We start from the raw sequence: 12,233 nt of genomic DNA, 5'->3' as shown, positions 1-12,233 counted from the left end.
TCAGCGGCATGAGACGCTGGAGCGGGGCGGATAAGCATCCGCCCCGGCCAGACCAGCCCGACCGGCCGGACCAGCCCCGGGGGCGGTGACGCCGACGCGGGACGCTACCAGGAGGACATGACGTGCGAAGCAGTTCAGATACCGTCGAAACCCCGACTGCCCTCGTGGTGGGGGCCAGCGGCATTGCCGGATCCGCCCTGGTGGACAGGCTTGCCGATGATGGCTGGAACGTGGTGGGGCTCTCCCGCAATCCGCTCCGCCGCCGCGACGTACGCCATGTGAGCGCGGACCTGAATTCCATGGACAACCTGCGCGAGGCCCTGGCCGGAGAGTCGCCCACCCACGTGTTTTATACGGCCTGGTCCAGGATGAATACCGAACAGGAAAACATCGAAACAAACGCGGGCATGCTCCGCAACGTCCTCGCCAGCCTGGGCGGCAAACCGGTGAAACACGTCGCCCTCATGACGGGACTGAAGCACTATCTGGGCCCCTTTGAAGCGTATGCGGCGGGGGAGATGCCGGACACGCCGTTCCGCGAGAGCGAGCCGAGGCTGCCAGCTCCCAACTTCTACTACGCCCAGGAAGACGAATTGTGGGCAGCCGCCGGGAACCAGGGATTTGGCTGGTCCGTGCACCGGGCGCATACGGTGATCGGGCATGCCGTCGGAAACGCGATGAACATGGGACTCACCCTCGCCGTCCAGGCCTCCATCTGCAGGGAACTGGGGCAACCGTTCATCTTCCCGGGCTCCGAGACGCAGTGGAACAGCCTCACGGACATGACAGACAGCGGGCTGCTGGCCGACCACATGATTTGGGCAGCCACCGGGGAGAAAGTCGGCGACGAGGCCTACAACATCGTCAACGGCGACGTCTTCCGCTGGCGGCGCATGTGGCCCGCGCTGGCCGCCTATTTCGGTGTTGAACCGGTGGGCTACGCCAACGAACCCCGCCCCTTGGAGCAGCAGATGCGCGGCATGGAAGGAGTGTGGGCGGACATCGCCGCCCGGCATGGCCTGGCCGAACCCGAACTCGCGCGCGTCGCATCCTGGTGGCACACAGACGGTGACCTGGGCCGGAACCTCGAAGTCGTCACCGATATGAGCAAGAGCCGCCTTAAGGGGTTCACCGGGTACCGCCGAACGGAAGACTCCTTCCTCCGGCTCTTCGACCGGTACCGGGCGGACCGCTTGATTCCCGCCACGTCCTGACCCCGCGTTCCTTGGGAGGTTTGGCTGATGCACCGCTGAGCCGGCGCCGCTGCCTCTGCCGCCGGCCCCCGAACCTCCCGGCCCGGAACCGCCACCCTGGCCGGGTGTTCCCCGGGACGGTGGCCCTGCTGGAGTGGCTACGGGCGGGGCGGATTCCCGTGGTCCTTGCCACGGCGGAACGACAAGCGCGGGCATCCACCTGGGGGCCATGGCCGGTTCGATCGACGTCGTCCAGCGCAGCTTCGCCGGCCTCCGGATCACCCGCGACGCCCTGGACTTCACCCTGAGGCTGCCAGCGGAGCTGGGACGCAGCCCCACCCCGCGTCCTCACAGCGGCGCCTTACCCACCGTCTCACAGCTGCGGGGCCATCCGCAGGACGGCGGCGCCGGTGATCCGGTCCTCCGCCAGGTCCCGCAGCGCCTTGTCCGCAGCCGAGAACGGGTACGGAACAGTGGTGGGGCGGATCGGAATCTCCGCGGCGATGCTGAGGAACTCTTCGCCGTCGTCCCTGGTATTGGCGGTGACGCTGCGGAGCTGGCGTTCCTCGAAGAGCTCGGAGGCGTAGTGCAGGGGAGGGATGTCGCTGAGGTGGATGCCGGCCACCGCCAGGGTCCCGCCGCGGTCCAGAGCACGCAGCGCCACCGGGACCAGGCCGCCGGCGGGTGCGAAGAGGATGGCGGAGTCCAGCGGGTCCGGCGGCGGCTCGTCGGCCCCGCCGGCGAAGGTGGCGCCGAGCTCCAGGGCAAGCTTGCGGGCTTCCGCGGAGCGTGTCATCACGTAGACCCTGGCGCCCCGGTAGATGGCGATCTGAGCGGCCAGGTGCGCGGAACCGCCGAAGCCATAGATGCCCAGCCGGCCGCCGATGGGCAGCTCCGCCCGGCTCAGGGCGCGGTAGCCGATAATGCCCGCACACAGCAGCGGCGCCGCCTCCTGATCGGAAAAAAGGTCCGGAATCCGGTAGGCGAAGTTCTCGGCCACTGTAACCAGCTCGGCATAGCCGCCGTCGCGGTCCCAGCCCGTGAACGTGGGGGTCAGGCATAGGTTTTCCTGCCCGCGCAGGCAGAAGCGGCAGGAACCGCATGTGCCGCCCAGCCATGCGACGCCCACCCGTTCGCCGGGACGGAACCGCCGTGCCCCCGGACCTCGTTCGAGTACTTCTCCGACGACTTCATGGCCGGGGATAATGCCGGGGTGCTTGGGTGTGAGGTCCCCCTCGGCCAGGTGCAGATCGGTGCGGCATACCCCGCACACACGGACCCTGAGGAGCACTTCCCCGCGACCGGGCCGGGGATCCGGGCATTCGACGGCTTCGAGTGGGCCGCTGGACATGGGTCCGGGATGTCCTACGCGCCAGGCTCGCACGGTGGCCTCCTCTTCCTGCGGATCCGGTTCCTGCGGATCCGATCCTCACGATGTTCTGTTGTGGTTGGTCTGTTCCGGACGTTCCGCCGGCTCCGGGGGGGCTCCGGCGCCACGCGGTCAGCGGGTGATCAGCACGTTGCAGCGCGCCTTGTGCAGGACGGCGGAGACTGTATTGCCGGGGGCGCCTTCCCGGGTGTGGGTTCCGAGCACCAGCACATCGGCGTCGGCTGCAGCGGCGAGCAACTCCTTGGCGGCGGCACGGCTCTCCTTCAGGACGCCGGACACGGCCAGTCCGGGAGCTGCCCTGCGGGCCGCGTCGAGGGCGTGATCCAGCAACTCCTGGCCATGGAGCGGGGAATGGCGGCCGTGGTCCTCGCGCCGGCCCGGGGTCTGGGGATCAACGTGGATGAGCTGCAGGGGCGCATGCAGTGCGGTCGCCAGCCGGACCGCGCCGGCCAGGGTTGCAGGGTTCCGCGGCGAGGCATCGACCCCCACGACGACGGGGTGCCCCGGGCTGCGTGGCCGCCGGATGACCATCAGCGGGCAGGGTGCGGAGCCGGCCAGTTCAAGGCACGCGGATCCCGCCAGCGTCCCCAGTACGGCGCCGATGCCACGGCTGCCGACCACCAGCATCCGGGCGTCCCGGGCGGCGTCCCGCAGCACCGGCGCGGGGAGCCCGGCGACCATAACGCCCTGCACCGTGCCCTCGACGGCGGGCGTGGCCAAGCCCTCCGCCGCGGGCGGCGCAGTTGCCCGGGTCCGCCGGCGCGGCCCCGGGCGCCGCCGCGACGATGCTGCGCGCCAGTTCGAGGCCCTCGGCCAGGATCGTTTCGGCCGAATACCGCAACCCGCTGCCTGCCACGCCGCCGACGGGTCCCAGGTTCCTGGTGAAGACGGGCCACACCCAGGCGTGCACCACCGTGACGCCGAGGCCGAGCGCGGCGGCGTGCTCGGCGGCCCAGCGGACCGCTACCTGCGCGGCGTCGGACCCGTCGTAGCCCACCGCCACGGGACCGCACTCTTGCCCTGCGGATGCCGACATGCTTCCTCCAGGATCGGCGGCCGTGCACTATCCCCAGCAGTATTTCCCAGTAGAGCGCACAGGGGCGGGCTGGGGTAGGGGCTTTGGTCCCGCGGGGGGCTGCTAATGCGCGGTGTTGTCGCCGTCGTTGCCGCGCTGTTCCCGCAACTCGCGGCCGCGCCGGATGTCCTCGTCCTCGCGTGCCTGCAGTTTGTCACTCTGCTTGGTGTCCCGCGGCGGAAGCTGGATGGTCTCTTCGGCCGCAATGCCGGCCTGGAGCTGGCGGCCGCGTTCGGTTTCGGCGTCGAACTCGGCGCCGAACAGCAGCGACATGTTCAGGATCCACAGCCAGAGCAGCGCGATGATCACACCGCCGATGGCACCGTAGGTTTTGTTGTAGTTGCTGAAGTTCGCCACGTAGAAGCCGAACGCCAGGGAGGCCAGCAGGAACACCAACAGTGCGATCGCGGATCCCATGCTCATCCAGCGGAATTTCGGCTGCTTCACGTTGGGGGTGGCGTAATAGAGGAGGGCTATCGCCAGAATGACCAGCACCAGCATCACCGGCCACTTGGCGATGTTCCAGACGGCCAGGAAAGCGCCGCCGAGCCCGATCAGGTTGCCGACCTGCTCGGCCACCGGGCCGCTGAGGACGAGCATGGCAGCGATCACGGCCACGATCAGCACGGTGGCGACAGTGACAGCCAGCATGGTGCCGCGCAGCTTGAGGAACGGCCGACCCTCATCGATTTCGTACACCCGGTTCATGGCCCGGCCGAAGGCGCCGACGTAGCCCGATGCGGACCAGAGGGCTGTGAGGAGGCCAAGGACCAGCGTGAAGCCGGCGCCGGGGGAGCTTGCCAGGTCTTCGATCACCGGGCGGATCGTGTCCACGGTCTGGCCCGGCGCGATGCCCTGGACGATGTCGAGCAGGGCGGAGGTGGTCTTTTGGGCGTCCCCGAAAATCCCCAGGACCGACACCAGAGCCAGCAGCGCCGGGAACAAGGAGAGGACGGAGTAGTACGTCAGCGAGGCTGCGAGGTCGGGGCACTGGTCCTTCGTGAATTCGCGCAGGGTCTTCTTTGCGATGAATTTCCAGGAAGGTTTGGTGACATCGCTCGGGTTACTCGGCTTACGGGCATCGTCAGGGGCGGGTGCTGTCCGCGCCTTGGCCGTGCTGCTCTCCTGTGTTTCGGCGTCGTTCATGGTGCCATTTTCTGCCTTGGCATCGGTCTTGGCCATGGGAATCATCCTTCATCGGGTTAATTACAGCGGCCGGCCTGCCCGCGCGGAAGCGGGGGCAGGCCGGCCTGGGTCCGGCAGGGCTTAGGCCTGCTGGACGTTGTCCTTGGCGTAGGCCGCACGGTCCTTGACGTCCCCGACCGCGCCTTGGCCTTCGGACTTGACGTGGTCCGCGGCGTCGGAGGCGGTTGCCTTGACGTTCTCCACGGCCGCCTGGGCCGGTTCCTTGAGCCCCTCGGCGAGCTGCTTTGCGGCATCGCTAAGCTCCGTGGTGAGCGGCTCGGCGGCAGTCTTCAGGGCGTCGGCGGCTTCGCGTTCCTTCGTGCTGGCCGGAATCAGCGACGAGACCAGCAGTCCGGCACCGAAGGCGATCAGCCCGGCCGCGAGCGGGTTGCCCTGGGCCTTGGTTGCCACACGGTGCGGTGCATCGGCGACGGCGGAGCCCGCGTCGCTGAGGTGTGCGGTGGTGCTTCCGGTCGCGGAATGCAGGCCGGCGCTGGTGTGGTCGGCTGCTCCCATGACTTTCTCCTTCACTCCGAAGACGGCGTCCTTCACCTTGTCGGTTTGACGCTGGACGATGTGGGACGGCGTGACTTTGTCGGCCACGGCATCGACGTTGGTGCCGAGCCGGGCGCGGGTTGCTTCAATGTCGGCTCGGATGACATCCGGGTTTTCACTCATCGTTTTTCCTCGCTTTAGTGGCTGGGCTTGAGGGTGGGCGGAATTTCTTGCAGGGTCTCGGCCGTCTGGGGCATGCCCTTGATGGCTTTGAGCTCCTTGCGTCCGATCGAGGCGAGCGCGGCGCCGATGACGCCCCAGATGACGGCGACGACGACGCCGGACCATCCCAGACCCATCAGGGTTCCGAGTCCCCACCATAGGGCGAGGGACAGGAACAGCAGGACGAAGTGGCCCGCTACGCCGGCGCCGGCGAACATCCCGCCGCCCTTGCCTGCGCGGGTGGCCGACTGCTTGAGTTCGGCCTTGGCGAGTTCCACCTCCTGGCGCATGAGCGTGGACATGTCCCGCGTTACGTCGCCGAGCAGATCACCGAGGGACGTCGTTTCGGCTTTCACGTGGGCCTCGGGCGGTGGCATCGGGGCGCCCGTCGTGGGCATTTCGGTACTCATCGACGCCCGCCGTCAAAGGGGTCCCCGTCCAGCGGCTTCCGGCGGTCAGGGTCAATGGCGGGGTCGATCCGGTACGGATCCGCAGCCAGCGGATCGTCGGCCCACTGGTCGGCCGCGGTGCCGGCACCCTCAACCGGGTTCGGCGGGTAGGTGTCGGCGAAGCCGGCCGTCGTGATTTCCGGCGCCGGCATCTGGACGGGCGGCGGCGGGACTGCCATCCCGGTGTCCGGCACCCGGGTGGCCGGGGAAGGCACTCCGGCCTGGGCCTTTGATGCAGAAGCGTCCGTCGCCTCGGGGGCTCCGGCCGAGAGGCTCCGGCTGAGGCGTCCGGCAAGGATGCCGGCGCCGGCCGCGAGCATGAGGAACGTGCCCGGGCGCTGGCGGGCGAAGGATTTCACTTCGGCCAGCAATGAACCGGGATCACGCTCGTCGAGCCAGCCTGCGACGGCGGAGGAGCGCTCTGCGGCCTGCCGGACGAGGTCCGTTGCAACGCCGGGCTGCTCTGATGCCGAGGCCATGGAATGGAGCTCGGTCGAAATGGACCGAAGGCCTCCGGCGACTTTCTGCTGCTGGGCGGCGGCCTGGCCGGAGAGGTCGGACTGCGCCTGGTACAGCAGATCCTTGGCGTTGGTCTTGACCTCGGCGGCAACGTTGGCCGCTTCCGACTTGGCGGTTTCAGCCACGTTCTGGGCGGAGTCTGCGGCCTGCCGCGTGACTTCGCCCGCCTCGTCCTTGGCGGTATCGGTCTTCGAGGGCGTTTCGCCGGGCGTTTCCCAAACCGTTGTCGGCGCTGTTGCCGGCGGGGTGGCAGACGGGAAAGTTGCGGGTTCGCGCAGACCCGGCTGCTGGGCAGCCGTCTGGGTTCCGTAGCTTCCGTCCTGGGGCCATTGGTTCTCTGTCATCGTCGCTCTCTTTCGTTGAAGATCGGCTACTGATCACACCAGTGCTGAACTCAAATACTAAGCATGATTACCAAATAATAGTAAGCATCCTTTCCATTTGTATTCAAGCCCTGCCACGAGGGCGGAAAGTGTGGTATCAGATGGTGGCCGGGGAAACCGGGTGGCCTGTGAACTAGGGTTGAGGCATGGGAAATGAGGCGGACGGCTGATGGCGAAGCGGGGCAGGGCGGCCGCCCGGAATGCCGCAGCCACGTCCCCGGGAGTAGTCGACGTGCCCAAAGGCGCCCGCCCGGACGGGCCGGTGGAAGGCGTCTACTACATCGATACCGGCGACTGCGAACTGATCCCGGACCAGGACAATTCCAACGGCTGGCTGCTGCGGATCAATGGTGTGATGAGTTCGCACATCGATCTGGCCGACCCGCTGTTCCTCGACTTCGAATACATGCGCTGGATCTCGGCCCTCGTGGAATCCCGCTGGCCCCGCGAATCAAAGCCGAAGCTGCGCGCCCTGCACCTTGGCGGGGGAGCATGCTCACTGGCGCGGTACTTCCATGCCGCGTACCCGGATGCCCGCCAGGTGGTGGTGGAGCTGGACGGCAAACTCGCCGAGTACGTCCGCGGCTGGTTCGATCTCCCCAAGGCCCCGCTGCTCCGGCTTCGGGTGGGGGAGGCGCGCGAGGTCACGGAGAGCCTCACCCCGCACACGCGGGACCTGGTCATCCGCGACGTCTTCGCCGGATCCATCACGCCCCGGCCGCTCACCACCAGGGAATTCAATGACCATGCCAAGCGGGTCCTGGCGCCCGGGGGGATCTATGTGGTGAACTCCGGCGACGCCCCGGCGTTGTCGAACGCCCGCGAGGACGCCGCCACCATCGCGGACACCTTCGAGCACACGGTTCTCATCGCCGATCCGGCCATGCTCAAGGGCCGGCGCTACGGCAACATGATCATTGCCGGCAGCGACCTCCCGTTCGAGGACGATCCCCGGCTGGCGCGGCGCCTGCTCGGAGGCGCGGTGCCGGCGCACATCTGGAGCGACGCCAAGGTGCGGGCCTTCGCGGCCGGGGCGGCCGTCCGCCACGACCCTAAAACCGGACCGGAAGCCGGACCGCCGACGGGGCCGTCGCCGTCGTCGACTGCTCCGTAGCGGCCCTTTTGCGGCCCCGAAACGGCGCTTATGGAGCAATCGATGCGTTCCCGCCCCGGCCCAGCAGGGCCTCGCGGTGCGCGGCGGTCTGCTCGCGCAGCGCCTGCACCACGGCCGCGACGGCGGGCCGGCGCATGGAGTCGGGCCGCAGCACCATCCAGTAGGGCAGCAGCTCCGCGAACTCGTCCGGCAGCAGCCGGACCAGGTCCTGGTGCAGGTCCGCCGCGAAGCAGGGCAGGAACCCGATCCCGGCGCCGGCCCGGGTCGCCTCCACGTGGACGAAGACGTTGGTGGAGCTCAGGCCGTCCCGCATGGCAGGCACCAGGCGCCGGGGGGCGTCCAGATCGTCCACCTGAAGCATGGAATCGACAAAGTACACCAGGGCATGGGCCGTCAGTTCCTCCGCCGTGGCAGGCGTCCCGTACTCGGCCAGATAACTGCGGGAGGCATACATGCCCAGCATGTACTCGCCCAGCCGGGCGGCCTCGGCCCGGTGCACCTGGGGTTCGCCGACCACGACCTCGATGTCCAGCCCGGAACGCTGCTGTAGCGCCCGCCGGGTTACCGTGACGATCTCGACGCTCAGCCCGGGGTGCTCGCGGCGCAGCCGTGCCACGGCTGGGGCGGCGATGTAGGCGCTGAAGCCGTCCGTCGCGGTCATCCGGACGACGCCGGTGACGGGATCCGGAGTGTGGCCGGGCTGCTCGAGCGTGCGCACAGCGCTTTCCACCTGCTCGGCCACCCGCACGGCCTCGGCGCCCAACTCCGTGAGCTCCCAGCCGCCCGCGGCGCGGGACAGTACCCGGCCGCCGAGGGCCTTCTCCAGCGCCGTTATCCGCCGGGACACCGTGGTGTGGTTCAGGCCCAGGGCCAAGGCCGCCGTCGTGAATTTCCCGGAGCGGGAAACGGCCAGCAGGACCAACAGGTCGTCAGGGTTGGCGTTCATATCTGCAATTCTGCACATACTTCGTGCCTGATTGGCCATTGAACCGCCGACTTTGTGCAGCAATACTCAATGGAGCCATTTCAGTGCTGTGCGTCACAGCGCGTGTCACCGTGGACACTAAGGAGAACCAGATGAGCGTAAACCAACGCTCTGCAACACCCCCCGCCGCACCCGCATCCAAGGGTTCCGGGCTCAAAAGAATTGTCGCAGCATCGATGGTCGGTACCGTCGTCGAGTGGTACGAATTCTTCCTCTACGCCACCGCCGCCACCCTGGTGTTCGGCAAATACTTCTTCCCGGCCTCCGGCAACGAGCTCGACGGCATCATCCAGGCCTTTCTGACGTACGCTGTCGGCTTTGTGGCCCGCCCGCTCGGTGGCATCGTCTTCGGACAGATCGGCGACAAGCTGGGCCGCAAGCCCACCCTGCAGCTCACCATCATCATCATCGGTGTATCGACGTTCCTGATGGGCTGCCTCCCCGGGTTCGCCGACCTCGGCTACCTCGCACCGGCACTGCTGGTCCTCCTGCGCTTCATCCAGGGCTTCGCCCTGGGCGGCGAATGGGGCGGCGCCGTGCTGCTCGTGGCCGAGCAGAGCCCCAACGAGTCCCGCGGCTTCTGGTCCAGCTGGCCCCAGGCCGCAGTGCCGGTGGGCAACCTGCTGGCAACCCTGGTCCTCTACATCATGTCCAATGTGCTGAGCAGTGCCGAGTTCCTAAGCTGGGGCTGGCGCGTGGCCTTCTGGCTCTCGGCCGTGATCGTTTTCGTCGGCTACTACATCCGCACCAACGTCTCCGAATCGCCGATCTTCCTGGCAGCCAAGGCGCAGCTGGAGAAGGAGCAGGCCGTCAGCTACGGCGTCCGCGAAGTCATCCGCAAATACCCCAAGGGCATCCTGCAGTCCATGGGCCTCCGGTTCGCGGAAAACATCATGTACTACCTCGTCGTCAGCTTCTCGATTGTCTACCTCAAGACGGTCGACAAGTACGACACCTCCTCGCTGCTGCTGGCCCTCCTGATCGCGCACCTCGTGCACTTCCTGATCATCCCGCAGATCGGCCGGCTCGCGGATAGCTGGGGCCGCAAGCCGGTCTACCTCGTCGGTGCCATCACAGGCGCCACCTGGCCGTTCATCGCTTTCCCGATGTTCGACACCCGCAACCCGGTGGTCATCGTCCTGGCCGTGACCATCGGCTTGTGCCTGCACGGCTTCATGTACGCCGGCCAGCCGGCCCTCATGGCCGAGCTGTTCCCGACCCGGATGCGGTACGCCGGCGTCTCGCTCGGCTCGCAGGTCACGTCGATTTTCGCCGGTTCGCTGGCGCCGCTCCTGGCCACCCAGTGGCTCAAGGACACCGGTTCCTGGGTGCCCACCGCGATCTACCTCCTCGTGGCCTGCGCCATCACCGCCGTCGCAGTGCTCACCCTGAAGGAAACGAAGGGCATCGCCCTCGAGGAAGTGGACAGGGCCGACGCCGAACGTGAAGGCCTCGCAGTAGCAGCCGCACGCTGAGCTGCTTGAGTGCAGGGCCGCCTGAGTACCGGGCCGCCTGAGTATGGGGCCGGCCCCGGCAGCGCTGGGGCCGGCCGTCACGTCAAAATTTTGGATGGAAGGCTGAGTAATGGAAAACACCTTGAATGGCCGCAAGGCCCTCGTCACGGGCGGAGCCGGCGGGATCGGCGCAGCAAGCGTGCGTGCCCTGGCCGCACGCGGTGCCAAAGTAGTGATTGCGGATGTTGACGAAGCCGCCGCCACGGCCCTCGCTGACGAAGTAGGCGGCACGTCCTGGGCCGTCAACCTGCTCGACGTCGATTCGCTCCAGGCGCTCAGCCTTGACTGCGACATCCTCGTGAACAATGCAGGGATCCAGCGCATCAGCCCTATCGAAGACTTCGATCCGGCCGACTTCCGCCGGATCATCACGCTCATGCTCGAGGCGCCGTTCCTGCTGGTCCGCGCGGCGCTCCCGCACATGTACGCCAACGGCTTCGGCAGGATCATCAACCTGTCCTCCGTGCACGGTCTGCGGGCTTCGCCATTCAAGAGTGCCTATGTCTCCGCCAAACACGGCTTGGAAGGGCTGAGCAAGGTGACGGCGCTGGAGGGCGGCGCGCACGGCGTCACGTCCAACTGCATCAATCCCGGCTACGTCCGGACGCCGCTGGTCGAGTCGCAGATCGCCGACCAGGCCAAGGTCCACGGGATCCCGGAGTCCGAGGTGCTGGCCAAAATCATGCTGACGGAGTCCGCGGTGAAGCGGCTCGTCGAGCCGGAGGAAGTTGCGTCCCTCGTGGCATGGCTTGCCTCCGACGACGCCGGCATGGTCACCGGCGCCAGCTACACGATGGACGGCGGCTGGTCCGCCCGCTAGGAATTCAGCCCCCTATCTTGGCCCGCTGAGGCGGGACTCCGCGCCGGTTCTTGTCCAGAGCCTGGGTGCGGAGTCCCGCCTCAGCGCGTTTGAGGCCGGGCCGCCCGCCGCGGGCCCCGCGCCGCCCGCCCGCCGCTGGCCCTGTGCCGCCGCCGCAGCAGTGCGTTACTTGCCCGGCTGGAGGTCCGCCGGGTTGCCCAGCAATGCCAGGGTGCCGCCGAGGCCGATCATCATCACGCCGCCGGTGGTGCTCAGGGTGGCAATCCGCCGGGGCGATCGGGCGAACCAGCGGCGGGCCGTGCCTGCCGCGAGGGCCCAGGTACTGTCTGAGACCAGTGCGATGAGCAGGAAGACCGCCCCGAGTATGCCCAGCTGCAGGGCGATCGCGCCGGCGGAGTAGTCCACGAACTGCGGGAGAACCGCCACGAAGAAGACAATCGATTTGGGGTTCGTGGCGCCCACGACGAATCCTTCCCGGAGGACGCGGGCGGCGGACGCCGTGCGCGAGGGGTCGGCCGCCGTCGCACCCCTGCCGCGGTGCCGGATCGCCTGGACTCCCAGGTAGATGAGGTAGGCGGCGCCGGCGAACTTCACCACGCTGAAGAGCATGATGGACTGGGCCACGACCACCCCCACGCCCAGTGCCACCGCTGCAATCTGCACCAGCTCGCCGATCGCGTTCCCCAGCACGCTCAGCAGCCCGCCCTTGCGTCCCAGGGCCAGCGTCCGGCCGATCACGAACAGCACGCTGGGTCCCGGAACCGCGATCAGCAGAAGGGCCGCGAGGGCAAAGGCCAGGAGGTTGGTGGCGGGAACCATGCCTGATCTTAGCCCCGCCGGGGCGCGGGCCGCAGGCCTTCCCGGGGGCGACGTCCGCCCCGTCCGAATG

Annotated in this window: 13 protein-coding genes; 4 read left to right on the top strand and 9 right to left on the bottom strand. The window is 68.0% G+C overall.

Translation table 11 applies throughout. From position 1 onward, the window contains the following. The first annotated feature begins 122 nt into the window (after positions 1 to 122). Positions 123 to 1,214: an SDR family oxidoreductase gene (locus AC1DCZ_RS15800; protein ID WP_476975430.1), complete on the top strand. Its 1,092-nt coding sequence runs from the start codon at positions 123 to 125 to the stop codon at positions 1,212 to 1,214. 352 nt (positions 1,215 to 1,566) lie between these two features. On the opposite strand, the gene AC1DCZ_RS15795 is transcribed toward AC1DCZ_RS15800, so the two are convergent. The 7 genes from AC1DCZ_RS15795 to AC1DCZ_RS15765 form a co-directional block, all read right to left on the bottom strand. Next, entirely contained in the window at positions 1,567 to 2,577 is a 1,011-nt protein-coding gene (locus tag AC1DCZ_RS15795) for a zinc-dependent alcohol dehydrogenase family protein (protein ID WP_476975429.1), read from the bottom strand. Positions 2,578 to 2,694: 117 nt separating this feature from the next. Continuing rightward, a complete protein-coding gene (locus AC1DCZ_RS15790) occupies positions 2,695 to 3,240 on the bottom strand; it encodes a universal stress protein (protein ID WP_476975447.1) in 546 nt (181 codons plus the stop codon). Beyond that, complete coding sequence (locus tag AC1DCZ_RS15785; protein WP_476975428.1) at positions 3,143 to 3,619, bottom strand: universal stress protein; 477 nt, start codon at positions 3,617 to 3,619, stop codon at positions 3,143 to 3,145. Before AC1DCZ_RS15785 ends, AC1DCZ_RS15790 begins: the two co-directional genes overlap by 98 nt. A 102-nt stretch (positions 3,620 to 3,721) precedes the next feature. Continuing rightward, positions 3,722 to 4,840: a YihY/virulence factor BrkB family protein gene (locus tag AC1DCZ_RS15780; protein WP_476975427.1), complete on the bottom strand. Its 1,119-nt coding sequence runs from the start codon at positions 4,838 to 4,840 to the stop codon at positions 3,722 to 3,724. An 84-nt stretch (positions 4,841 to 4,924) separates the two neighbouring features. Then, entirely contained in the window at positions 4,925 to 5,521 is a 597-nt protein-coding gene (locus tag AC1DCZ_RS15775; protein WP_476975426.1) for a DUF3618 domain-containing protein, read from the bottom strand. Positions 5,522 to 5,535: 14 nt separating this feature from the next. Beyond that, positions 5,536 to 5,970 carry a phage holin family protein gene (locus tag AC1DCZ_RS15770; protein ID WP_476975425.1) on the bottom strand — a complete coding sequence of 145 codons (435 nt, stop codon included), beginning with the start codon at positions 5,968 to 5,970 and terminating at the stop codon, positions 5,536 to 5,538. Then, the gene (locus tag AC1DCZ_RS15765) at positions 5,967 to 6,872 is read right to left on the bottom strand and encodes a hypothetical protein (RefSeq protein WP_476975424.1); all 906 of its coding nucleotides are present in this window, start codon (positions 6,870 to 6,872) and stop codon (positions 5,967 to 5,969) included. Before AC1DCZ_RS15765 ends, AC1DCZ_RS15770 begins: the two co-directional genes overlap by 4 nt. 208 nt (positions 6,873 to 7,080) lie before the next feature. Here AC1DCZ_RS15765 and AC1DCZ_RS15760 point away from each other — a divergent pair, with 208 nt between their 5' ends. Next, positions 7,081 to 8,025: a spermidine synthase gene (locus AC1DCZ_RS15760; protein ID WP_476975423.1), complete on the top strand. Its 945-nt coding sequence runs from the start codon at positions 7,081 to 7,083 to the stop codon at positions 8,023 to 8,025. A 28-nt stretch (positions 8,026 to 8,053) separates the two neighbouring features. Here AC1DCZ_RS15760 and AC1DCZ_RS15755 read toward each other — a convergent pair whose 3' ends face one another. Next, a complete protein-coding gene (locus tag AC1DCZ_RS15755) occupies positions 8,054 to 8,971 on the bottom strand; it encodes a LysR family transcriptional regulator (RefSeq protein ID WP_476975422.1) in 918 nt (305 codons plus the stop codon). A gap of 131 nt (positions 8,972 to 9,102) precedes the next feature. Between AC1DCZ_RS15755 and AC1DCZ_RS15750 the strand changes: the two genes are divergently transcribed. Further along, complete coding sequence (locus AC1DCZ_RS15750) at positions 9,103 to 10,485, top strand: MFS transporter (RefSeq protein WP_476975421.1); 1,383 nt, start codon at positions 9,103 to 9,105, stop codon at positions 10,483 to 10,485. Between the two features lie 109 nt (positions 10,486 to 10,594). Next, positions 10,595 to 11,344 (top strand): 3-hydroxybutyrate dehydrogenase, encoded by a 750-nt coding sequence (locus AC1DCZ_RS15745; protein ID WP_476896278.1) that lies wholly within the window; start codon positions 10,595 to 10,597, stop codon positions 11,342 to 11,344. 165 nt (positions 11,345 to 11,509) lie between these two features. Here the strand turns inward: AC1DCZ_RS15745 and AC1DCZ_RS15740 are convergent, their stop codons facing one another. Beyond that, complete coding sequence (locus AC1DCZ_RS15740; RefSeq protein ID WP_476975420.1) at positions 11,510 to 12,163, bottom strand: LysE family translocator; 654 nt, start codon at positions 12,161 to 12,163, stop codon at positions 11,510 to 11,512. Between the last annotated feature and the right edge of the window lie 70 nt (positions 12,164 to 12,233).

It is taken from the genome of Arthrobacter sp. 10N418, from assembly GCF_056394725.1.
This window is presented reverse-complemented; position numbering and strand designations above follow the sequence as displayed.

Coding starts and splice junctions, on each gene's coding strand:
- AC1DCZ_RS15785 (WP_476975428.1), bottom strand. CDS start 3,619: ATGTCGGCATCCGCAGGGCAAGAGTGCGGTCCCGTGGCGGTGGGCTAC.
- AC1DCZ_RS15780 (WP_476975427.1), bottom strand. CDS start 4,840: ATGGCCAAGACCGATGCCAAGGCAGAAAATGGCACCATGAACGACGCC.
- AC1DCZ_RS15775 (WP_476975426.1), bottom strand. CDS start 5,521: ATGAGTGAAAACCCGGATGTCATCCGAGCCGACATTGAAGCAACCCGC.
- AC1DCZ_RS15770 (WP_476975425.1), bottom strand. CDS start 5,970: ATGAGTACCGAAATGCCCACGACGGGCGCCCCGATGCCACCGCCCGAG.
- AC1DCZ_RS15765 (WP_476975424.1), bottom strand. CDS start 6,872: ATGACAGAGAACCAATGGCCCCAGGACGGAAGCTACGGAACCCAGACG.
- AC1DCZ_RS15760 (WP_476975423.1), top strand. CDS start 7,081: ATGGCGAAGCGGGGCAGGGCGGCCGCCCGGAATGCCGCAGCCACGTCC.
- AC1DCZ_RS15755 (WP_476975422.1), bottom strand. CDS start 8,971: ATGAACGCCAACCCTGACGACCTGTTGGTCCTGCTGGCCGTTTCCCGC.
- AC1DCZ_RS15750 (WP_476975421.1), top strand. CDS start 9,103: ATGAGCGTAAACCAACGCTCTGCAACACCCCCCGCCGCACCCGCATCC.
- AC1DCZ_RS15745 (WP_476896278.1), top strand. CDS start 10,595: ATGGAAAACACCTTGAATGGCCGCAAGGCCCTCGTCACGGGCGGAGCC.
- AC1DCZ_RS15740 (WP_476975420.1), bottom strand. CDS start 12,163: ATGGTTCCCGCCACCAACCTCCTGGCCTTTGCCCTCGCGGCCCTTCTG.